This is a genomic window from Chryseobacterium vaccae (genome assembly GCF_009602705.1).
In the GTDB taxonomy this organism is placed as follows: domain Bacteria; phylum Bacteroidota; class Bacteroidia; order Flavobacteriales; family Weeksellaceae; genus Chryseobacterium; species Chryseobacterium vaccae.
The window spans coordinates 1,858,265-1,881,024 of record NZ_VSWH01000001.1 but is presented as its reverse complement, the minus strand read 5'-3'; the positions used below and the strand labels follow the sequence as shown (position 1 = coordinate 1,881,024).

Below are 22,760 nucleotides of genomic sequence, written 5' to 3'. Positions count from 1 at the left end.
TTTCTGAAAAAAGGACATGGTAACAAAAACTATTTTTAAAAGAACTTCACAATTATTAGAGGATCTGGATCTAAAGATTAACGAAGTCAACACTGACGGAAATGATCTGATTAAAACTTCGGAAAAGGCATTACTTATTATTGATGAGTCGATAAGGAAATTAAAACTTCTGGTTTCAAACCACCATTTTGATCACATTGCTGAAGAGGTATTGTTTTTTAAAAAACTGAAACCGCAGTTTATCTCAAAATTTATTTATTATTCTGCAGTATTGGATATTGAATCTCATAAACCGGCTGCCGGAAATAAGACTTTAAAAAAATATTATGAAGCAGAACAGGAAAAATTGAAAAACTTTTATTTGGAGCATTCTGAATTTTACAGTTACTATAAACGAGAAGCGACCTATCTTGATCATAAAATATTTGTCCGTAATTCTTATGATTTGAAGATGAAGCTATCATCCGGGTTTTATAACTATGATCCAAGTTTTACAACTTCCCACGATCATATGATCGCCAGATTTATTTCCAATCAGCAATTTGATCAGTATTTAAAAAAGCAAATTGAAAGTTCGAATGATAACTTTACTGCAAAAGTATTTTCTCCTCTTAGCTGGTCGGGATCAAAGGTCGGTCTTATAGAGCTTATCTATGCGCTTTACCAGATGCGTTGTTTTAACGGTGGTAATATCGAGTTAAGCGAGGTCATAAAATTTACAGAAAAGTCATTGGATTGCGATTTGGGTAATTTTCATAAAACCATCTTTGAAATCCGTAACCGAAAACAGGGACCAACCAAATTCCTTCAATTGGTGAGTGATAATTTGAATCAATATTTTATGAACAATGATGCTGAGTAACATAAATACCCAATAAAAACCTCAAATCGTTTGGTATTTGAGGTTTCACTATTTAATCATTTTTCATTAAGTGCTGTAAGCCGGGATCATTTTTTATTCTGTCCATCTCATTGGTGACAATGCTAAGAATATCTGCCTTGACTCCTTTGTAATTTTCTTCAATCTGTTTTTGCATCAGATCATTTCCGTCTATATCAGTGAAAGATCGGATCTTTGGTATTTTCTGAAAGTCTTTCGCCTCCCGAGAAAGCTTAATTGTATCCACAACAATCTCCGAATGAAAGATCTTCTGATCAATCCTTTCATCAAAGTTATCTGATACAGCACCGACAAAAAATCCCTGTGTCAGGGTTGAGATTTTCGAAGCAGGAATCAAACTGTCCAATTGGGTAGAGATGGAGGTTGAAGTATCATTGCGATTGATGGATATACTTTGTCTTTTCTGGAGTACTTTTCCAAAACGTTCAGATAAGGTTTTTGCTGTTTCTCCAACCACTTGCCCACTAAAGATATTTCCTACTGTGTTCTGAATAACCTTACTTTCCTTGTCCCCATAGTCCCTGGCCAATTGGGAAAAATCCTGAAATCCGAGACATACAGAAACTTTGTTACTTCTGGCAGTTGCAATTAAATTATCCAAGCCTCTGAAATAAATAGTGGGAAGCTCATCAATAATCACAGAACTCTTTAACTGTCCTTTTTTATTGATCAGCTTAACAATTCTTGAATTGTACAATCCTAACGCGGCAGAATAAATGTTCTGACGATCCGGATTGTTTCCTACGCACAATATTTTGGGTTCTTCAGGATTATTGATATCTAAAGAAAAATCATCTCCAGTCATTACCCAATACAATTGTGGTGAGATCATTCTTGACAAAGGAATCTTTGCAGACGCGATTTGCCCCTGCAACTGATCCTGTGCACCGCCCTGCCATGCATCCATAAAAGGAGAGAGGTAGTTCTCTAATTCAGAATAAGATGTTAATATCGTAAAAACATCTTTGTATTTTTTGTTCAACAGTTCAATAGCATGTGGAAAAGTGCAGTATTTGCCGTTCTTATAAATTTTAAGAAACCATATGATGGCAGCTAGCAGTATGATAGGACTCTCAACAAAGAAATCGCCCTGTTTTTGTATCCAGCTTCTGTTAAGGTTTAACATGATGGTGTAGGCAGCTTCGTACGCATCCGATATATCCGTCATAAAATTAGGATTTAAGGGATTACAACGATGACTTTTTCTAGGGTCGTCAAAGTTGATGATATAGAATTTCGGCTTTACTGTATAAGCATCGAAATGATTGATAAGATGATTGTAAGTAATAGTAGACAGATCATCAAATTTAAAATCGTAGATGTACATCGAAAATCCTTTTTCGATATGCTGTCTGATATAGTTGTTGACAATGGCGTATGATTTTCCTGAGCCCGGGGTTCCTAAGACAATGGTGGCACGAAACGGATTAACCACATTAATCCATCCCTGATGCCACTTTCCCTGATAATAGAACTTGGTTGGAAGATTAACAGAGTACTCGTTATAGAGTAATTGAGTCTCCTGTTGAAAACTTTCGTTCTCATTGTTAAAAACATCGGTCATCAAATTCGTTTTCAGTAAACGGCCTGTCCAGACTCCTGCCTGCATCAGTAAAATGTATCCGGAGCCGGTAGATAGAATATAAAGTACAGCTGTAAAGCTGGTATCAAGTTGTAAAATAATTGAGTTTAAAAAGAATAGGACAAAACCAATAGAAAAAGCGATACTAATTTTTTTCCGGGTGATTATCTCATTCTTTACGCCTTTTGTACCAAGACAACTCAAACCTAGCAATATAATAGCGAAGAGCTTAGAGTAAATGGCATGAGAAAATAACCCTGCTGTTTTGTTAAAATTATAAAGTATCTTATTGACGAGTTCCAGTGTCCATTGTCGCTGTGCAAAAAATCCGTAACAAAACCAATACAGATGCATTAATACTACAATAATGCTGACCGCTCGCATAAATGCCATGATTTTGGCAAGCCCTCTTAAATCGTCTTCACCCTGCATATCACATTTTAGAGGCATAAATACAGGATTAGGTATTCTCAACTATAAATGCGCCGTTGCAAGCATCTGTTGGCTGGCTTTGGCTCTTAGGACATATTTATAAGGGTAGCATCTTGGAAAAGAATATTATTTTTTTCTTCTTTTTCTTTCTCGCTTTTTCATTTGAGACGCAAAAATTTGCTCTTCGTGATCCTTATCTGTATCTGAGGACAATAAACTGGAAAAGAATCCGTGAACTCCTTCGTAGCTGTTATTGCTGAAGAAATGTTCTGAAGATTTTTCAAATGATATGTCATTATTAGAACTATTGTATGAACTGGCTTCAGGTTTTGTTTCTATCTCATGCCATAGTTTGTTGAATGAGTTGGCTGAAAGCTCTTTACCTAACTGTGAACCATTCCAAACAGATTTGGAGTTATGGTCTATGAATGTAATTCCGTAAATCCTTCCATCATCATTCTTTCGTATGACCGTAGCGGTTCCCTGTTCAAGCAGTTGTTTTTTAAATGCAGTTTCAGTTCTGCTGGTACTGATTGCTGTTTCAATGGTTCTTTTAAGAATGAATTTTAATGGATCATTTTTCATTTTCACTTTAGATTTCTCAATGAGCTCCTGAATATTTTCTACTCCTGCATGCCTACCAAAAAGGGATGATTTAAAAGGATTGCTTATTTTTTTTCCATTTTTATCCGTAGCAAAATAGACCATTCCTTTTCTCATTTTTCCGTGAAGCTCTCCGTTAACTTCTTCAACGGAAATATTGAATTGAGAAAGTAAAGCCCTATAAGCACCTATACTTTGAAAGCTGTAAGTTTGAGGCATATGTCGTAGTATCGAGGATAATTGTGTTTTGATATTCCCCTTAGTATAATCTACAGGTTTAAAAATAGAGCTTTGATTTAAATTTCTATTCGCACCAGTAACTTTCAAGTTGTATTGTTTCTCCAGTTTTCTACAGGCTTCCATCGATCGAGAATGATCATAGCGATCTGATATTTTCTTCCCATCGATCTGGACGCAAGTGGTGACTATGTGAATGTGAGTCCTGTCAATATCCGTATGTTTAAACACTACATAAGGTTGGTTACCGTACCCCATTTCCTGCATATATTGCTGAGCCATTTCTCTATAAATTTTGTCATCAACCTTATCGTTGGGGTCAGGGTTTAGGGAAATATGTCTTACCGGTTTTTCAGTTTTATTATTGGCAATCAGATAGGGTTCAAAGTACTGATGAAAAAATCTGACAGAATAAGGATGGTCCCACAAATCAGGAATCTTATTAGTGAATAAAACCGTTCCATTTTCGTTGTCAACTTTTTGTTGATTGTAGGTAAGGGCACCCCATAGATTTTCACCTTTTCCAATTTTTGCAATCATTTTTCAGAAGTTTTTTGAATATGGTTTTGCTCAAATTCTTTGGTGAGCTCTATAATCTTTTTACAAATTAATGCTAGATCTTTGGTGTGATTTTCCAGTTTAAAGAGATAGAAAGACGCTTTTTTCTCTGTAAAATTTCGATATAAAATTTTTACAATCTGATTATAATTGTTTCCAATCGATTGAAACTGGTAAAAGAATTTAGTGAGTTGGGTATGATAATCCATTGTTGCAATATCCACTGTTACAATCTTTAATTCTTTCTGAAACAAAATTGTTGTAATAAATTTTGCTTTGTTACTCATTCCAGAAGCCTCATATAATTTTAAAAACATTATATTTTCCTCATCAGTAAGTCTAAATACATACCTGTTTTTACTTGGGTTCAGCTTGGGCTTACGTCCTCCTTTATTGTTTTTATTTGGTTCCATATCATCCAATTTAAAGTTAAGAAAATCACGACTTCGGAGTGGTTTTATAGCCCCAGCCAGGGCAAGTAGTTTTGAGGCACAAAAAGGTTATGAGGCACTCAAAACATAACTTGCCCCTTTCGGGTGAAAGGAAATATCTTTAATAGAATAGATTTAAGGCATTATACTATCAGACACTGCCATTTCAAAACACTCCTCAATCTTCTGAAACAAAGTAAACCACAATCAATTAGAGAAACGGTATTGTAGACAAAGCCAAAGAAGGAAGTGTGCTGCCAAGAACTACCATTAGATAAGCACTGAAATAGAAATGTTCTTCATTTGCAACAGATGGAGGGCAGGACATTGATAAGGCAGAGGTGATGGACATCCTGCATTGTTGAAATCCTGCATTCTTGCAGTCCGGCATGCCAGCCGTCTTGATATCATTCGTGAGAGATAGGAGTAAGAAAGCTAATCTGCCAGGATAGAAGTAAAGACAATAATCATTCAGTACTGATGTAATCCAATATATCTGTCAGGAATCTTCGTCAACACTCTTGATAGCAAAGTATACAGCATGCAGTCACTATTGCTTAAGGCTTGCTGTCCTTCATCCTTTCAAATTAGGTTTAACTAAAATTCATTTAAAATGAAAACAAAAAAACAACCCACAGTTATTGCATTTTCCACTCAAAAAGGAGGCGTAGGAAAAAGCACTTTTACATCACTTCTAGCAAGTTTTCTTCATTACCGGTTAGGTTATCAGGTCGCAGTATTTGACTGTGATTTTCCGCAGTACAGTTTACTGCAGATGAGAGAAAGAGATTTGAAAATGGTGATGCAGAATGAGATCTTTAAAAAGATGGCTCACCAACAGTTTACGACGATCAATAAAAAAGCGTATCCCATTTTCCAGAGTAAAACCGATAAGGTTTTAGAAGAAATGGAAGCTTATGTTAACGGCTCAGAGATTGTACCCGATGTCATCTTTTTAGATTTACCCGGCACCGTTAATACGGCAGGTATTCTGAGAACCTTGACGAATGTCAATTACATTTTTTCTCCTATTACCGCGGACCGTGTCGTATTGGAGAGTACCCTAAGTTTCACTGATGTATTGACGAATGTGTTGATGAAAGAAAATCGAACGGGGATTAAAAGTATTCATTTATTTTGGAATCAGGTTGATAGAAGAGAAAAAACGATGTTGTACAAAAATTACAGTAAGGTGGTTACAGATTTAGGGCTGCAGCTTATGGAAACAACGATTGCAGACAGTAAAAGATTTCGGAAAGAAGGTGAGTTGACAGCAAAAACGGTTTTCAGATCAACATTACTGCCTGCAGATCCTAAGCTGTCGACTCAATGCAGGCTGGATAAGTTCATAGAGGAATTTTTAAGAATTGTAAGACTATAAGACTATGGAATATGAAAAAAAAAACAATGATGATAAGGGGATAGATGAACAATATCTAATGTCCATTATGGCAGGAAGTCCTAAGAAGGAAGTTCTTTCAAAAACTGATGATTCTCCAAAGGAGAAAGGTGAAACAAAAAATAAATTAAAGAATAAAAAAACATCAGATTTAAGCTATGTCGAGCAGTTTCTGACCCACCACACAATGACTAAGCGGGGTGATAAAAGTATCTATATCCGTTCGGAGTATCACGAACGTCTCTCACGTATTATTCAGATTATTGCAGACGACCAAATACCTTTGTATGCTTATCTGGATAATATACTGGCGTATCATTTTGAAATGTTTGAAAAGGAAATCACTGATGATTTTAATAATAAATACCGTCCAATCTTTTAATATCATTTTATGGAAAAAATAATCATTATAGGTTTATTAATCACTATCATTCTAATTCTCCTAGACAGAAGATTCCCAGTCAATGTTCGTGCGAAAGATAGTAGCAATACTAAGAAAAGCCCTCCATCGATAATGGGAGCTACCAAGCAAATAAAAAGACAAGGTTGGCCAGTTGAAGCCCTTGAAAGCCACCTTGAATGTACTTCATTAACAGAATATAATTTTGATTCAGAAACCAGAAACGGGAAAGCCGCTGATGTAATTCAGAATAAAAATCTTGATGATATTCTAATCAAGGATGATTGGGAGCAGGAGGAAGAAGATTGGAAATATCAGGACTCCAATGTCGAAAGCGGGCTTGCTACGGGGGTTACCTTTCAGGAATTGAGTACTGCGGGTCAGCTGCTACAGATGGAAATGCTGGAACCTGACTTAGAACAACAAGCAGTTGCTACAATTCAAAAAATTCATGGGACCGAGCTTTTTGATCTTTTGGAAAATTCATTGGGAGGTGCTTCGAAGCGTATTGCTAATTTGTTAAGTCAAAGCATTTCGAATGAGGGTGAAGGAATAGCTTCCAATGACAAAGATGGTGTTGAAGGTTTCGATATTGGGGAGTTTGTTTAGGCAAATTCCCCTTTTGTTATTAAGAAGTTTCAATTAAGATCTGTTATCAAACAATTCGTGCAGCTTTTTCTGCAGAACCTTTTTGTCAGGAAGTTGAGTCTTATATTCAGAAACCATTGTTGGAGATAAGCTTCTGCTGAGAGCATATTCTACCACTTCACTGTCTTTGTCTTTGCACAGCAAGACGCCGATGCTTGGATTTTCATTCTGACGTTTGACATCTCTGTCCAATGCCTCTAAATAGAAATTAAGCTGACCCAAATGTTCCGGTTTGAATTTATCTGCTTTTAGTTCAAAAGCCACCAGACATTGCAGTCCTCTGTGAAAGAATAAAAGATCGATGTAAAAATCCGAATTGCCGACCTGTACTTTGTACTCTTCGCTGATAAAAAGGAAATCCCGTCCTAATTCCAGAATGAAATTTTTCATCTGCTCGATCAGACCTTTTTGGAGATCACTTTCGTTGAATGTTTCTGGTAGATTTAAAAAGTCAAATACATAGCTGTCTTTAAATGTATTGGCGATGTCAGCATTGGTTTCTCTCAACACTGTTGAGAGTTTTGAATTTCCGATCATGGTTCTTTCAAAAAGGCTGCTGGATATTTGTCTCTCTAATTCCCGAAAGCTATAATTTTCCTGTTTGGTCAACTTAATATAAAATTCCTTTTCTTCGATCGATTTACATCGGGAGAATATGGCTAGATTATGAGACCAGCTTATTTCTCTCAACAGTGTTGAGATTTTTGGAATTTCTTTATAGCTTTCATAAAACTGCTTCATCCTCCAAAGATTTTTATCCGAAAATCCTTTGATCTCCGGTTCATTGGTTTGGATATATAGAGACAGTTCTTTGACCACTGATTGTCCCCATTCACTCAGCTCAACCTTTTTGCTGATATACTCACCAATATTCCAATATAGATCGATGAGTTCCTCATTGACTTTTCTTATCGCATTGTTACGAGACTGTTTGATGAGCTCAATAATATCCGTGAACCTTTTATCCATGATTTAATTTTTGAAATTCCTTACAAATTTACAATTAATTATACAGGAATTCTGACCAGCACACGGTTTGTTAACAGCCAAAAGATTCCATCCACTGCCATTCCTGTTATTTAGTACTAAGACCCGGACATCTTTGTCATCAAGCCCGTAAAGTGCGGGTTTCATAATCAAAAAATCTATTCATTATGAAAAGACAAAGAAAAAAAATTCTGGTATTAGGTCTAAGCCTGATGCTTGTAAGTGGTGTCTTTGCCCAGGGTAATGGTTCCGCGGGAATCAATGAGGCAACACAGATGGTCACCTCTTATTTTGAACCCGCTACCCAATTAATTTACGCTATCGGTGCTGTAGTTGGGCTAATCGGAGGTGTAAAGGTTTACAACAAGTTCAGCAGTGGTGATCCAGACACCAGTAAAACTGCTGCAAGCTGGTTTGGAGCATGTATCTTCCTAATTGTTGCAGCGACAATTCTTCGCTCATTCTTCCTTTAAAATGATGATTATGAAAACCTATCATATTAATAAAGGAATAGGGAGGACAGTAGAATTTAAGGGTCTTAAAGCACAGTACCTTTTTATTTTCGCAGGTGGCTTGCTGGGGGTGCTGATCTTTGTCATGATTATGTATATGGCTGGTGTCAATACTTATCTCTGTCTCATTATAGGGGGATCCATTAGTGGACTTCTCATCTGGCAGACTTTTGCGCTGAACAGAAAATACGGAGAACATGGCTTGATGAAATTGGGTGCACGCAGAAAGCATCCTAAGTACATCATTAGCCGTAAGAGTATTTACCGGTATCTAAAAGCTAACCCTAAAAATGCAGGTGTATGAGAAATTCTTCTAAAGCTGCAACTTTGGAAAGTAAATTTCCATTGTTAGCCATTGAAAATGACTGTATCATTTCAAAGGACGCTGACGTTACGGTTTGCTTTAAAGTTAAACTTCCGGAACTGTTTACCGTTGCTTCCGCTGAGTATGAAGCGATGCACTCCGCATGGTTCAAAGCTATCAAGACGCTTCCGGATTTTACCGTGGTTCACAAGCAGGACTGGTTTATCAAAGAGAACTACAATCCTGATCTTTCAAGGGAAGACCAGAGTTTTCTTTCCAAATCATTTGAAAGGCATTTCAATGAGAGAACTTTTTTGAATCACTACTGCTATCTGTTCATTACGAAAACCAGTAAGGAGAGAATGAGGATGCAGAGCAACTTTTCATCTCTGTGCAAAGGTAAGCTGATTCCAAAAGAGATTAAGGACAAGGAAGTTATTCATCGATTTCTAGAAGCTGTGGACCAGTTGGAACGGATAATGAATGACAGCGGTTATATCCATCTCGAAAGAATAAATGAAGATGAGATATCAGGAACTTCAGAAAGCTCAGGTTTACTGGAACAGTATCTCACTTTATCTCGTGAAGCCAATCCCTCATTGCAGGACATTAAGTTGGGATCTGAAGAAATGCGGATTGGTAACAACCGTATTAGTATGCATACGTTGTCTGACACTGAAGATTTGCCAGGCACTGTTTCATCACACAGCCGTTATGAAAAGTTGAGTACGGACCGCAGTGATTGTCTGCTGTCATTTGCTTCCCCTGTGGGACTTCTACTAAACTGCAATCATATATACAACCAGTATCTGTTCATTGACAACAGTGATGAAAATCTTAGGCAGTTTGAAAGATCCGCAAGGAAAATGCATTCACTCGCAAGATACAGCAGAGCCAATCAGATCAATAAAGAGTGGATTGAAAAGTATCTGAATGAAGCCCATTCTTATGGTTTACAGTCTATACGTGCTCATTTCAATGTGATGTCGTGGTCTGACAATCCTCATGAGCTAAAGCAGTTAAAGAATGATACAGGCAGTGCGTTAGCATTGATGGAATGTAAGCCCCGCCATAATACTACCGATACAGCGACATTATATTGGGCTGGAATTCCGGGCAATGCAGGAGATTTTCCAAGTGAAGAAAGTTTCTACACGTTTATTGAACCTGCATTGTGCTTTTTTATCGAGGAAACCAATTATCAGGATTCACCGTCACCATTTGGTATTAAAATGGCAGATCGCCTGACCGGAAAACCGATTCATTTGGATATTTCTGATCTGCCGATGAAGCAAGGGATCATTACCAACCGGAATAAGTTCATCCTCGGACCTTCAGGCAGCGGTAAGTCTTTCTTTACAAACCACATGGTGCGTCAGTATTATGAACAGGGTGCTCATGTTCTTTTGGTTGATACCGGAAATTCCTACCAGGGATTATGTGAATTGATTAAAGGAAAAACCAAAGGAGAGGACGGGGTTTATTTTACCTATACAGAGGATAATCCCATTGCTTTCAATCCATTCTATACTGATGACGGCGTCTTTGATATCGAAAAAAGAGAGAGTATTAAAACCTTGATTTTAACGCTTTGGAAAAGAGATGATGAACCACCGACCCGTTCTGAGGAAGTGGCATTATCCAATGCAGTAAGCGGTTATATCGAAAAGATTAAATCCGACGAACAACAACCCTCTTTCAATGGATTCTATGACTTTGTCAAAGAGGATTATCAGAAAGTACTTGAGCGAAAAAAGGTCAGAGAAAAGGATTTTGATATTGCGAACTTTCTCAATGTGTTGGAACCTTACTACATAGGAGGGGAGTATGACTATTTGCTCAATTCGGAAAAGCAGCTGGACCTCTTATCAAAACGTTTCATTGTCTTTGAAATCGATGCTATTAAAGATCATAAAATTCTCTTTCCAATAGTTACCATTATCATTATGGAGGTCTTCATCAATAAGATGCGAAGACTTAAAGGAATTAGAAAACTAATACTAATTGAAGAAGCATGGAAAGCGATTGCTAAAGAAGGAATGGCGGAGTACATCAAGTATTTATTCAAAACGGTAAGGAAATTCTTCGGGGAAGCCATAGTAGTGACGCAGGAAGTCGATGATATTATCCAGTCACCGATTGTGAAAGAAAGTATCATTAACAATTCGGATTGTAAGATTCTTCTTGACCAAAGGAAGTACATGAACAAGTTCGATGATATCCAGGCAATGCTCGGATTGACTGATAAAGAAAAATCCCAGGTTCTTTCAATTAATATGAACAATGATCCAAAGCGACTGTACAAAGAGGTTTGGATAGGATTAGGCGGAACGCACTCTGCGGTCTATGCCACTGAAGTGTCCAGTGAGGAATATCTGGCTTATACCACCGAAGAAACTGAAAAAATGGAAGTGATGAATCTTGCATCAGAACTTGACGGTAATGTAGAACATGCCATCAGGAGGATATCTCTTAAGAGAATCAAATCGAATACAAAAGACCATTAAATCATTTAAAATTTTATAACAATGAAAAATTTAATCATTAAAACAGTAATGGTAGCATTCTTCGCTACCGTAACATTTGCGAAAGCACAATTTGTAGTGACTGATCCAGCTAATCTGGCATCAGGTATTTTGAACTCTGCCAACGAAATTGTACAGACTTCGTCAACGGTGTCCAACGTTGTTAAGAACTTCAACGAGGTCAAAAAGGTGTACGAGCAGGGTAAAGAGTATTATGATAAGCTCAAAGCTGTCAATAATCTGGTAAAAGATGCCAGAAAGGTCCAGCAAACTGTTCTTTTAGTGGGTGATGTTTCTGAAATGTATGTCAATAATTTCGGCAAAATGCTCAATGACCCCAACTTTAATGCGCAGGAATTAGCATCTATTGCGAATGGTTATTCTGCTCTTTTGACGGAGAGCACGGAGCTGCTGAAAGAACTCAAAGAAATTATCTCATCCAACGGCCTGTCCCTCAACGACAAAGAAAGAATGGATGTTATTGATCGAGTGTACAAAGAAGTGAAAGCATATCATAATCTTGTACGCTACTATACCAATAAGAATATTTCAGTAAGCTATCTGAGGGCAAAAAAACAGAACAACACCCAAAGGGTGTTAGATCTTTACGGAACCTCCAATCAAAAATACTGGTAAGATGGAACCGAACAATTTACACGAAGTACTGCGTTCCGTTTATGAAGAAATGATGCCGATGTGCGCTGATATGGCTGCTGTAGCAAAAGGAGTCGCAGGATTAGGCGCTTTATTCTATGTGGCATTAAAAGTTTGGCAGTCATTGAGCCGTGCGGAATCCATCGATTTGTTTCCAATGCTGAGACCTTTTGCCATTGGCATCTGCATTATTTTTTTTTCAACATTGGTATTAGGAGGATTAAATGGCGTTATGAGTCCGATTGTTCAGGGAAGTCATTCAATGTTGGAAAACCAGGTATTGGATATGAATGAACTACAGCAGAAAAAAGATCTTTTAGAGCGGGAAGCCATGCTCAGAAATCCAGAGATGGCTTATTTGATTTCTAATGAAGAGTTTGACAAAAAACTGGAAGAACTTGGATGGTCACCATCTGATTTGGTCACGATGTCAGGAATGTATATCGAAAGAGAAATGTTTGCGATCAAGAAAGATATCAGAGATGGTTTCCGCGAGTTTCTTGAAATCCTTTTTCAGTCAGCAGCATTGGTTATCGATACCATCAGAACCTTCTTTCTGATCGTTCTTTCAATCCTGGGACCGATAGCCTTTGCGATTTCCGTCTGGGATGGTTTTCAGACCACACTGACCCAATGGCTGACAAGATATATCAGTGTTTATTTGTGGCTTCCTGTTGCCGATATATTCAGTGCCATTCTGGCGAAGATCCAGGCCCTTATTCTGGAACGGGATATAGAGATGCTTGCTGACCCCACTTTTATTCCTGACACTTCAAATACGGTTTATATTATTTATATGGTGATTGGCATCATCGGCTATTTTACAGTACCAACGGTTACAGGCTGGGTGATACAGGCAGGAGGAGCAGGCAATTTCATGCGTAATGTGAACCAGACCGCTACAAAGTCGGGTAATATTGCGGGCGCTGCAGCAGGTTCTGCAACAGGTAATATTTCGGGAAGATTATTAAAATAAAAAATACAGTTCTATGGAATTTAAAACTTTAAGAAATATTGAGAGCAGTTTCAAGCAGATCCGATTATTTACATTTGTTTTTGTGGTGTTGTGTTTTGGTGTTGTAGGCGTGGTGGTATTTAAATCCTACGAGTTTGCCGAAGAGCAGCGTCAGAAGATTTATGTGCTGGATAACGGTAAATCATTGATGGTAGCACTTTCACAGGATATGTCGATCAATAGACCGGTTGAAGCTAGGGAGCATGTGAGAAGATTTCATGAATTGTTCTTCACGATAGCTCCGGATAAGAATGCGATTGAAAGTAATGTGAAAAGGGCTTTTAATTTGGCTGACCAATCCGCATTTAACTACTACAAGGACCTCCAGGAGAAAGGATACTATAACAGAATCATTTCCGGTAATATCCAGCAGAGGATTGAAGTGGACAGTGTTGTTGCCAACTTCGACAGTTATCCCTACGCCGTAAAAACTTATGCCAGACAGTTTATTATCAGATCCAGTAATCTTACCATCAGAAATTTGGTCACGAACTGCTCACTGGTGAACTCCGTACGGTCTGACAGCAATCCACAGGGATTTACGATAGAAAAATTCAACGTGATTGAAAACAAAGATGTAGAAACTGTTGAACGCTAACCTGACCGTAATGAAAAAATTAAGAGATACAATCGAACATTATGTTTTAAAGATGGAAAATCATTGGAAGGTTCTTCCTATAGCGAAGCAAAGATTGTTAACCAAAGTTTTCTTTGGTGGTTATGTTCTTCTAACAATCATTGTCATTATCAACGTCTTTATTTCGACAGGTCAAAGAAGGAATACCATGTCTATCAATCATATTGACGGAATTTCTAAGAAGACTACCGGAAAAGGATCAGGATATTATGATATAGTACACTCACCAACAAAAAAATAGAGCATGAAAGATTCAGATAAAATTAAAATCACAGAAAATGATCTTCCTCAAAATTCCAATGAATTGAGTGACCATCCCAAAGCCCAATGGGAGAAAGTGAAGAAGCCGGTTTTTTATTTCCTGATGGCTGCCATTTGCGCAACTTGCTTTTACCTTATTTTTAAACCAAAATCCAATAATACCCTAGTTGAAGAAGCAGGTTTTAATGCCGTTATTCCACAAGCAAAGGATGGACAGTTGCAGTCGGATAAGCAAAAGGCTTACGAGCAACAACTCTTGGAGCAAAAAAATGAAGAGAAAAGAAATACAATAACCACTTTATCGGACTATTGGAATGACCAGAGTACTTTAAATTCGAATGGGAATACTTCTGCTTTAATATCTAATAAGAGTACTCTTCAACAATCCGATCAGAATGCTATAAACAGTTATCGCAGTGCACAGCAGACATTGAGTTCTTTCTATGGCAGAGATGATCAGGAAGTCAATAATCTAAGGAAAGAAATCTCAAGATTAAAAAATGAGGCGATGCAGAACAACCCTATTCCAGCAGGTCTTGGAATGAACGATCAGTTAGAACTAATGGAAAAATCGTATCAGATGGCAGCCAAATACCTTCCGACAACTCCAAGAGAGGAAGAGTCTGCACCAAAAGAAGAGCCTAACAAATCTACTGAAAAGAAAGTTAAACTGACTTCAGTAAGACCTGCATATTCCAATATTGTTTCCTCATTATACAGAGAGATGTCAGACAGTGCTTTTGTTGCAGGTTTGAATCAAAATAGGTTTTATAATGCTCAAAATGAGACTGTAATTTCAGGTCAATCTAAAAATGCGATACAAGGTATTATCTATGAGACTAAGACCATAGTCAATGAAAGTACACTATCCATAAGACTGATAGAGGCGTTGCAGCTAGGGCGTACAGAACTTCCTCCGGGTAGTTTGCTTATCGCTTCAGGTAAATTTCAGGGTGGGCGACTTCAGTTAACAATATCCTCCATTCAATATAAAGGCAGCGTCTATCCTGTAGAAATCAATATCTACGATAATGATGGGCAATTGGGGTTATATGTTCCGTATTCACCGGAGCAAAATGCGGTCAGCGATGTTGTTGCCAATATGAGCCAGGCTTCCGGTACCAACATTATGATGACCCAATCAGCAGGACAGCAGGTTGCTGCCGATTTAAGCAGGGGTGTTGTACAAGGGTTGTCTGGTTATTTTCAAAAAAGGGTGCGGCAGCTAAAAGTAACTGTAAAAGCAGGCCATCAGGTCTTGCTGGTACCCAAAAATAATTAATCAAAAAATTAAAAAATGAATACACTAAAGAGCCGTTATATTCTCATTATTCTGTTTCTGCTGTTTATAAGCAGAGCATTTGGTCAGGATTCCGTGATGACCTATGTTTCATTGGAAGGGGCAAAGCTGGAACCTTTCAGGATGCAAGTGACTTACAGTAAAACCACTCATGTGATTTTTCCTTCCACAATTAAATACGTTGATCTGGGAAGCGATCTTTTGGTTGCTAATAAAGCAGAACCTATCGGAAATGTTCTTCGGGTTAAGTCGGCCGTCAGGGATTTTGAAGAAGAAACCAATTTTTCAGTCATTACAGAAGATGGAAAATTTTACAGTTTTGATGTCTTTTACAGTGCATATCCTGATATCCTCAGTTACGATCTTGTCAAGATGCAGAGAAGCATTGAAAGGGAATATTCAACCGATGTACTTTTTGAAGATCTCAAAGGAAGCTCTTCATCACTTACAGAATTGATTATGGAAAGCCTGTATCGAAAGAGCCGAAAAACCATTAAACATATTGCGTCAAAGAGCTTCGGTATTCAGTTTTCTGTCCGTGCATTACACGTGAGTGACAATAAATTCTACTTTACCTTACAGGTTGATAACAGCAGCAATATAGCTTATCATATTGATTTAATCAATTTTAAAATTGCAGATAAGAAGAATTTAAAGAGAACCGTTATTCAGGATAAGTTGTTGGAACCAATTAGAGTTTACACTCCTTCTGTGACTGCAACTCGCCATTCCAATCTTATAGGAGTTTATTTACTGGAGCAATTCACTTTGTTAGAGGATCAGGTTTTGGAGATTGAAATTCTTGAAAGAAACGGAGGACGGCACCAAAAAATTCAGCTTGAGAATAAGGAACTGATCCATGCGAAACCGATCAATAGTTTAAATTTTAAAACCAACTAAGATGAACAGATTATTGATAGCAATGCTTTTCGTTTTAACAGTGAGTTCAAAGTCATTTGCACAGCAGATGACTCCGAAGCAAAAAGGATTTGAAATATCCTATTCTATATATCCTAGTTCTCCCAAAAAACAAAATTATGTTTTAACAGCAGGGCTTATTTCTTATGGAAAGAACGGGAATTATTTGTTTGGGCTGGCAGAATATAGCAGAAATTATCATGAGTATGCCAACTACGAAATCCCGATAGAAATGTTTCTGTTCAATGGAGGATACAGTTTTTATATATGGGGGGATATTATGAGAAATGTCAATCTTAATTTGGGAATTGGCGGTCTGGCAGGTTATGAACAGATTAATAAAGGCAATGAATTGCTGTATGACGGTTCAATGCTTACTGTAACAGATAACTTTATTTATGGAGTAAATGGTAAGTTGTCTATTGAAAGCTATCTGACACCGCATTTGGTCTTTCTGGTCAACGGACAACTTCGCTATTTGAAAAATAGTCAGATGGCGCAGTTACATGCTCTATTTGGTGTTGGAATAAGATGTAATTTTTAAAAATAATATGAAATGCAATATATACTTAATCATAAATTTAAATTATTGTTAGGGTGTTTCATCATTCCAGTGATGATCTTATTACTTATACAATCATGTGAGAAGGATAATTTGGAAATTCAGCAGAATTTTCCTTTTGAGGTAGAGGTGATGCCTGTTCAGAAATACATTTCTAAAGGTGAAACTATAGAGATCAGATGCCGTATTATTCCGGGTGGGAATTATGCGGGTACTACTTACTCGATACGATATTTTCAGTCTGAAGGGGTTGGAAGTTTGCGGTTATTTGACAATCCATCCTTTGTCCCTAATGATTTCTATCCACTAAGTAAAAAGGAATTCAGATTATACTATACTTCCGAATCTTCAGTCTCTCAAAGTTTTGATATTTGGATTTCGGATAATATGGGTAATAAGCAGGAAGTGAATTTCCAGTTTAATCCTCAAAGTATAGGAACTTTATAAGAAATCATCATTTAAAATTTCAGGCTATTTCATCAGAAATGGCCTTTTGTTTTTACATATAAGGTTATAGCGGATAACCTTACCATTTACCTGTAACCTTTTTGAGAAAATTGATCTAAGCTAATTTTTCAATAGGGTTACTCCTCAAGATGCGCGAAAAGACTTTTCCGACCAAGGGAAGGAATTGTCTTTTCGTCAAATTTTAAATAAGCGACAATGAAGAATTGTCGCTTATTCTAGTAATTGTAAAACTTATTCAAAGATGTCCTTCATCGGCAAACGACATATAATCTGTTGAAGTTAAAATACAATGATCTAATAATTTAATATTTAAAAATTCTGATGCACTTTTTATGCTCAGAGTAATTTTTAAATCTTCCGCTGAGGGTTTTAAATTTCCTGAGGGGTGATTATGTGCTACTATAATGGCAGTTGCATTGCACAATAGGGCTGCTTGCATAATAATTCTTACATCAACTATTGTTGAGGTAATACCGGATTCAGATATTTTCTTGATACCTAAAACTTTGTTTGCCTGATTTAGGTACAATGCAAAGAATGATTCTCTATAATCTATTTCATCAGAGTCAAAGTATTGACGAAATACATCAACGGCAGCACGTGAACAGCTTATTAATTTCTCAGAATTTCCTTTTCGTGAGTAGATTAATTTTATTTCATTGACAATATTAAAATCCATGTGATTGCTCTTGTACGGCAGAGACTTGAGTTTCCCGTACCTGTTATATTTTAGATATGTTCCCATCCCTTCCCCAGCTTATTCCTTAAAGCCTTTCAGGCTTCGCTGAATATTTTTCAAAAGAAAAACCGGAAAAAAGAAAGCAGATATGAAGTGTTGACAAAGAATAAAAACCAAAAGGAAACGGAATAATTGGAGGGTACCTTCAGGGAGGAAACCGTTTATGCCGTAGTCTTTTGGTGGGATTAGCAGATGGCTGACAACAATACCTTAGCTGCCTTTTTACCGGTTTTATTATGGAAAATATTAAGTCTAATAACAGTCAATAACCTGTTTTTGTATATGAAATAAATGTTTAAGTTAACATTGTTGATTTTATTTGTATTTTAGTTGAATCTAAGAATGATGAATTTCTTTGCATCAATTTTCTCTTGTTGCACTTAAAAAATAAATTTAAACGTAATCACATCTTTTGCAAATAAAATTTTTGTTACCTGATGGTGGATGTTAAGTGTTTCGCTTGATTTTAGGTGTTTTTAAGCGTCACACATTTATATTTAAAAGCCAAATACATCAGATAAGTGTCTGGGTTTACTTTCAGAACAGTTGTCCAATACTTTTATTAAAAAGTATTGGTATGAAGAAGAAAGTTGAAATTAGTAATATAACCGTTGAGGAGATTATCAAAATTTTTAAAGAAGAGGAGGGAACTGAGTTAAGCATTGAAGAGGCGAAAGATATTTTAAGCTTTCTGACGATGATCTTAAAAATTACAATTGAGAATTTTTTAGAACAATAATATTTTCTAAGATTTATATATGAAAAAAGCCGACTTATATATTCGTGTGTCAACTGATGAGCAAGCAGATAAGGGATACTCGCAAAGAGATCAGGAGGAACGATTGAAACGTTACTGTGAAAACAATAGCATTACAATTGGTCAAATCATTTATGAAGATTATTCAGCAAAGACCTTTAATAGACCAGAGTGGATCAAATTATTGGATACACTTAAGAGAAAAAGCTCAAAAACAAATCTGCTGCTTTTTACAAAATGGGATCGCTTCAGCAGGAATGCTGGAGATGCTTATCAAATGATTAATATACTTAGGAAAATTAACGTAGAACCGCAGGCCATTGAACAACCTTTAGATCTTTCAATTCCAGAAAATAAAATGATGTTGGCTATATATCTTGCTGCGCCAGAAGTTGAAAACGACAGGCGCGCTTTGAATACTTATTATGGAATGCGCCGTGCTAAAAAAGAAGGCAGATTAATGGGAAGGGCACCTTACGGCTATGTTAACAGAATAACGGAGAATGGAAAAAAGTATGTAACCCCGAAGGAACCGGAAGCTTCTAACATGCAGTGGGCATTTAACGAAATGTCCAAAGGCGTATATTCAGCGAGCCAGATAATGGATATGATGAACAGAAAGGAAGGAAAGTCAGTTAAGATAAGTGCCTTTCTTGCTAGTTTACGCAATACTGCATATTGTGGGAAAATTTACGTGGAACAATTCAATGAAGAGGAGGCTCATTTTGTTACAAGTATTCATGAGCCTTTGATCAGTGAAGAATTATTCGAAAAAGTTCAATGTATAATGGATGGAAATGTCAATCCAGCCAGACCCAACGTAAAAATATTGTCTGACGATAATTTACCGTTACGAGGTTTTCTAGTTTGTCCAGAATGTGGTCATTTGGTTACCGGTAGTGCATCTACGGGACGTTCGGGAAATAAATATTATTATTACCATTGCAAGTCTCCGTGTTCATACCGTTACAAATCTGAAATTCTAAATTCTAAATTTTTAGAGATATTGCAGTCATTGGAAATGCGTGCATCTATAAAAAATTATTTGAAAAAGGTGCTGGAGCGAAATTTTGAAAAATTAATCAATAATCCCCCAAAAGAAAGGAAAGCAATTCTATTAGATATAGATCGTTTAAACAGCAGATTGAAACAGGCAAGAAATAAACTGATGCAGGAGGTAATTGATGATGAAGATTATCTTGAAATTAAGACCGACTGTAAAAGGCAAATTGAAAAGCTCGAAGCTAAATTAACTAAAGGAAAAGATAATAAGAAAATAGATTTTCAAAAACTACTAGACCAAGCATTATCGAACCTAGTAGACCTCGGGAAAGTGTATACTGATGGGGATATCGAGGTAAAACGTAAAATAATTGGTTCGATATTTCCTGAAAAATTGCAATTTTCAAAAAATCATTATCGAACCACCCGGCCCAATGTTTTGCTCTCTTATATATATCAGATAAACAATGAGTTAGGCACGAAAAAAAACCGGAAAGAAAGTGAATTATCACCTCTTTCCGGTCTTGTACCCAGGACCGGGATCGAACCGGTACTCCTAAGAACTGGTGTTTGAGACCAGCGCGTCTACCAATTCCGCCACCTGGGCTGCTGTAAATCGGTGTGCAAATATAGAAACTTTTTTTAATGTCCGAAAGCTTTTTGGAGGAAAATTTTTAAAATTCAATTTCCAGTCCGTCGTAGGCAAGGTGCATTCCGGATGGAAGCTGCTTATCTTCAACATCATGCAGTCCGAGGTGATGGCTGATGTGGGTTAAAAATAATTGTTTAGGTTTCAGCTCCTCAAACAGATTGATCACGTCCGGAAGGATAAAATGGGCAGGATGCGGATCAAATTTTCTGATACAATTTAGGATCAGCACATCCAGGTTTTTTAACTTTTCCTTTTCTGTCTCTGAAATAAAACCGGCATCTGTAATATAAGCCAGCTTTTTAAATTTATATCCGAAGACCGTAATTTTATAATGAATCACCTCAACAGGAGTGATTTCCGTATCCAGAACATGAAAAGGCTGGTTTTCGATTTCATGAAGCTCAAATGCAGGTGCACCGGGATACCTTACATCAGCAAATGCGTAAGGGAAACGGTTTTTGATTTCGTGGGCTACTCTTGGATAGCAGTAAAGAGGAACATCTTTTCCGCTTTTGAAGATCAGCGGACGCATATCATCAAGCCCGATTACATGGTCATTATGCTCATGGGTGATCAGTGCAATATCCACATGGTTTTCATGGTTAATCAGCATCTGCTGCCTGAAATCCGGACCGCAGTCGATCAGGATTTTTTTATTTTCTTCTGTAGTGATCATCACAGAAGAGCGGAAACGTTGATCTTTGGGATTTTTGGAAGTGCATACTTCGCAGGTACAGCCTATGACGGGCACACCCTGTGAAGTTCCGGTTCCTAAAAATTTCAACTTCATTTTCTTTTGAGGTTGGTTTAATTTTGGTAAATTTACGAAAAATTTGACGTCCTAATGTATCAGAAATTAACTCCTAAGCAAAAAGCATTAACAATTAATCTAGATCCTAGTATTTATGGTACTTTCGCAGAAATTGGAGCAGGACAGGAAACCGTTCGACATTTTTTTAGAGCAGGGGGAGCTTCTGGTACAATTGCTAAAGCGATGTCTGCTTACGACAAAGATTTTAGTGATGCGATCTACGGAAAAGAGGTAAAAAACAGATATGTTACCCAGAACAGACTTCGTAAAATGCTGCGTTATGAAGTAGCATTAATTGAAGAACGTATTTCAAGGGAAAATAATCCCAATAGAAAGTTTTTTTCCTATGCCAATACGGTAACGACGATCAATTTCGATAAAACCATCAAAGGCCACGGCTGGGTAGGAATCCGTTTTCAGGTAAAAGAAAATGAAGATTACAACGAGATCGTGATCCATGTGAAATTCAAGGAAAATGATGCTACTTTACAACAGGAAACTTTAGGGAATCTTGGAGTAAATCTTATTTTTGGTGCCTTCAATTATTTTGATAATCCAAGAACCCTGATCGAGTCTCTATACGACGATATCGCAAAAGATAATCTGGAAATTGACATGATCGATTTCAACGGCCCTGCGTTTGCTTATGTAGACAACAGGCTCATGTCTCTGCAGCTCGTTAAAAACGGGATGACAGATGCTGTGATCTTCAATTCCGAGGGGAATAATATGCTTCCTGCCGATGTGTTGTACAAGAAAAACATATTTGCGGTACGAGGAAGTTTCAGACCCGTTACAAAAGTAAATATCGATATGCTTCAGAACGGTCTGGATATGTTTTTGAAAGATGCCACCTGTACCCATGAAGAAACAGAAGTACTTATTGAAATCACCATTTCAAACCTTAGGGCAGACGGGGATATTGACGAACGGGATTTCCTCGACAGGGTAGATATCCTCGGTAAATTAGGATATACCGTTATTATTTCCAACTTCTCAGAATATTACAGACTGATTGATTACTTTGCTTCTTACACTACAGGAGATATTGGTGTTGCGATGGGCGTAAACAACCTTTTGATGGTATTTGATGAAAAGTATTACAAAGATATGTCGGGTGGAATTCTGGAGGCTTTCGGGAAATTCTTCAGAAACGGAATGAGAGTGTATCTGTATCCGTATAAAGATCCTGAAACCCATGAACTGCTTGATGCATCTAACCTTAAAGTAGAAGAAAACTTAAAAGAACTCTATAAATATTTCAAACATAATAACCGTATCGTAGATATTACCAACTACAATCCGGAATTTTTAGAGATCTATTCAAGAGAAATATTAAGAAAAATTGCATGCTGTGTCAAAGGCTGGGAAAACCAGGTTCCTGATGGCGTTGCAGAAATGATAAAAGACCGTGGAATGTTCGGATACAAAGAAGAACTTTCCCTAAAACAATTCTCTTAAAAAC

Annotated in this window: 24 protein-coding genes and 1 tRNA gene; 18 read left to right on the top strand and 7 right to left on the bottom strand. The window is 37.1% G+C overall.

What is annotated here, in order from left to right; genetic code table 11:
* Positions 1–16 precede the first annotated feature (16 nt).
* Positions 17–862 carry an RteC domain-containing protein gene (locus FW768_RS08470; RefSeq protein WP_042720015.1) on the top strand — a complete coding sequence of 282 codons (846 nt, stop codon included), beginning with the start codon at positions 17–19 and terminating at the stop codon, positions 860–862.
* 52 nt (positions 863–914) lie between these two features.
* Here FW768_RS08470 and mobC read toward each other — a convergent pair whose 3' ends face one another.
* The 3 genes from mobC to mobA form a co-directional block, all read right to left on the bottom strand.
* Positions 915–2,915: a conjugal transfer protein MobC gene (mobC, locus tag FW768_RS08465; RefSeq protein WP_153399839.1), complete on the bottom strand. Its 2,001-nt coding sequence runs from the start codon at positions 2,913–2,915 to the stop codon at positions 915–917.
* Between the two features lie 126 nt (positions 2,916–3,041).
* Positions 3,042–4,295, bottom strand: a complete 1,254-nt coding sequence (mobB, locus tag FW768_RS08460) for a conjugal transfer protein MobB (protein ID WP_153394530.1) — start codon at positions 4,293–4,295, stop codon at positions 3,042–3,044.
* Complete coding sequence (gene mobA, locus FW768_RS08455) at positions 4,292–4,726, bottom strand: conjugal transfer protein MobA (protein WP_153394528.1); 435 nt, start codon at positions 4,724–4,726, stop codon at positions 4,292–4,294. The genes mobB and mobA overlap by 4 nt, the downstream gene beginning before the upstream one ends.
* A gap of 631 nt (positions 4,727–5,357) precedes the next feature.
* On the opposite strand from mobA, the gene FW768_RS08450 reads away from it, so the two are divergent.
* From FW768_RS08450 to FW768_RS08440, 3 genes are read left to right on the top strand one after another with little or no spacing between them, the layout of a single operon-like run.
* Positions 5,358–6,125 (top strand): ParA family protein, encoded by a 768-nt coding sequence (locus tag FW768_RS08450; protein ID WP_153394526.1) that lies wholly within the window; start codon positions 5,358–5,360, stop codon positions 6,123–6,125.
* A gap of 4 nt (positions 6,126–6,129) precedes the next feature.
* Positions 6,130–6,525, top strand: a complete 396-nt coding sequence (locus FW768_RS08445; protein ID WP_042720019.1) for a DUF3408 domain-containing protein — start codon at positions 6,130–6,132, stop codon at positions 6,523–6,525.
* A 9-nt stretch (positions 6,526–6,534) separates the two neighbouring features.
* Positions 6,535–7,152 carry a hypothetical protein gene (locus tag FW768_RS08440; RefSeq protein ID WP_153394524.1) on the top strand — a complete coding sequence of 206 codons (618 nt, stop codon included), beginning with the start codon at positions 6,535–6,537 and terminating at the stop codon, positions 7,150–7,152.
* Between the two features lie 33 nt (positions 7,153–7,185).
* Here the strand turns inward: FW768_RS08440 and FW768_RS08435 are convergent, their stop codons facing one another.
* Positions 7,186–8,160 (bottom strand): PDDEXK nuclease domain-containing protein, encoded by a 975-nt coding sequence (locus FW768_RS08435; RefSeq protein ID WP_153394522.1) that lies wholly within the window; start codon positions 8,158–8,160, stop codon positions 7,186–7,188.
* Between the two features lie 185 nt (positions 8,161–8,345).
* On the opposite strand from FW768_RS08435, the gene FW768_RS08430 reads away from it, so the two are divergent.
* Genes FW768_RS08430 through FW768_RS08380 form a run of 11 tightly spaced genes read left to right on the top strand, consistent with a single transcriptional unit; the run spans position 8,346 to position 17,313 of the window.
* Positions 8,346–8,651 (top strand): DUF4134 domain-containing protein, encoded by a 306-nt coding sequence (locus FW768_RS08430; RefSeq protein ID WP_042719903.1) that lies wholly within the window; start codon positions 8,346–8,348, stop codon positions 8,649–8,651.
* 10 nt (positions 8,652–8,661) lie between these two features.
* Positions 8,662–8,994: a DUF4133 domain-containing protein gene (locus FW768_RS08425; RefSeq protein WP_042719906.1), complete on the top strand. Its 333-nt coding sequence runs from the start codon at positions 8,662–8,664 to the stop codon at positions 8,992–8,994.
* Positions 8,991–11,501, top strand: coding sequence for a TraG family conjugative transposon ATPase (locus FW768_RS08420; RefSeq protein ID WP_153394520.1), 2,511 nt, complete (start codon positions 8,991–8,993; stop codon positions 11,499–11,501). The genes FW768_RS08425 and FW768_RS08420 overlap by 4 nt, the downstream gene beginning before the upstream one ends.
* Before the next feature lie 21 nt (positions 11,502–11,522).
* Positions 11,523–12,155, top strand: a complete 633-nt coding sequence (locus FW768_RS08415; protein ID WP_123263119.1) for a DUF4141 domain-containing protein — start codon at positions 11,523–11,525, stop codon at positions 12,153–12,155.
* A gap of 1 nt (position 12,156) precedes the next feature.
* The gene (gene traJ, locus FW768_RS08410; RefSeq protein WP_123263120.1) at positions 12,157–13,149 is read left to right on the top strand and encodes a conjugative transposon protein TraJ; all 993 of its coding nucleotides are present in this window, start codon (positions 12,157–12,159) and stop codon (positions 13,147–13,149) included.
* Positions 13,150–13,162: 13 nt separating this feature from the next.
* A complete protein-coding gene (traK, locus tag FW768_RS08405) occupies positions 13,163–13,786 on the top strand; it encodes a conjugative transposon protein TraK (protein WP_042719908.1) in 624 nt (207 codons plus the stop codon).
* A gap of 52 nt (positions 13,787–13,838) precedes the next feature.
* A complete protein-coding gene (locus FW768_RS08400) occupies positions 13,839–14,066 on the top strand; it encodes a hypothetical protein (RefSeq protein ID WP_134197423.1) in 228 nt (75 codons plus the stop codon).
* Positions 14,067–14,069: 3 nt separating this feature from the next.
* Entirely contained in the window at positions 14,070–15,368 is a 1,299-nt protein-coding gene (gene traM / locus FW768_RS08395) for a conjugative transposon protein TraM (RefSeq protein WP_153394519.1), read from the top strand.
* Between the two features lie 15 nt (positions 15,369–15,383).
* The gene (gene traN / locus FW768_RS08390) at positions 15,384–16,286 is read left to right on the top strand and encodes a conjugative transposon protein TraN (RefSeq protein WP_123263123.1); all 903 of its coding nucleotides are present in this window, start codon (positions 15,384–15,386) and stop codon (positions 16,284–16,286) included.
* Position 16,287: 1 nt separating this feature from the next.
* A complete protein-coding gene (locus FW768_RS08385) occupies positions 16,288–16,848 on the top strand; it encodes a conjugal transfer protein TraO (protein ID WP_153394517.1) in 561 nt (186 codons plus the stop codon).
* A gap of 12 nt (positions 16,849–16,860) precedes the next feature.
* Positions 16,861–17,313: a DUF3872 domain-containing protein gene (locus FW768_RS08380; RefSeq protein ID WP_042719912.1), complete on the top strand. Its 453-nt coding sequence runs from the start codon at positions 16,861–16,863 to the stop codon at positions 17,311–17,313.
* Positions 17,314–17,569: 256 nt separating this feature from the next.
* Here FW768_RS08380 and FW768_RS08375 read toward each other — a convergent pair whose 3' ends face one another.
* On the bottom strand, positions 17,570–18,013 hold the full coding sequence (locus tag FW768_RS08375) for a JAB domain-containing protein (RefSeq protein WP_042719913.1): 444 nt from the start codon (positions 18,011–18,013) through the stop codon (positions 17,570–17,572).
* A gap of 637 nt (positions 18,014–18,650) precedes the next feature.
* Here FW768_RS08375 and FW768_RS23495 point away from each other — a divergent pair.
* Entirely contained in the window at positions 18,651–18,812 is a 162-nt protein-coding gene (locus FW768_RS23495; protein ID WP_185151953.1) for a hypothetical protein, read from the top strand.
* 19 nt (positions 18,813–18,831) lie between these two features.
* Positions 18,832–20,406, top strand: a complete 1,575-nt coding sequence (locus FW768_RS08370) for a recombinase family protein (protein ID WP_153399837.1) — start codon at positions 18,832–18,834, stop codon at positions 20,404–20,406.
* Here the strand turns inward: FW768_RS08370 and FW768_RS08365 are convergent.
* Together FW768_RS08365 and FW768_RS08360 are read right to left on the bottom strand one after the other, a co-directional pair.
* Positions 20,360–20,439, bottom strand: a tRNA-Leu gene (locus FW768_RS08365). The genes FW768_RS08370 and FW768_RS08365 overlap by 47 nt on opposite strands.
* A 67-nt stretch (positions 20,440–20,506) precedes the next feature.
* Positions 20,507–21,274: an MBL fold metallo-hydrolase gene (locus FW768_RS08360; protein WP_153394515.1), complete on the bottom strand. Its 768-nt coding sequence runs from the start codon at positions 21,272–21,274 to the stop codon at positions 20,507–20,509.
* Between the two features lie 54 nt (positions 21,275–21,328).
* Between FW768_RS08360 and FW768_RS08355 the strand changes: the two genes are divergently transcribed.
* Positions 21,329–22,756 carry a TonB-dependent receptor gene (locus tag FW768_RS08355; protein WP_153394513.1) on the top strand — a complete coding sequence of 476 codons (1,428 nt, stop codon included), beginning with the start codon at positions 21,329–21,331 and terminating at the stop codon, positions 22,754–22,756.
* The last annotated feature ends 4 nt before the right edge of the window (positions 22,757–22,760 follow it).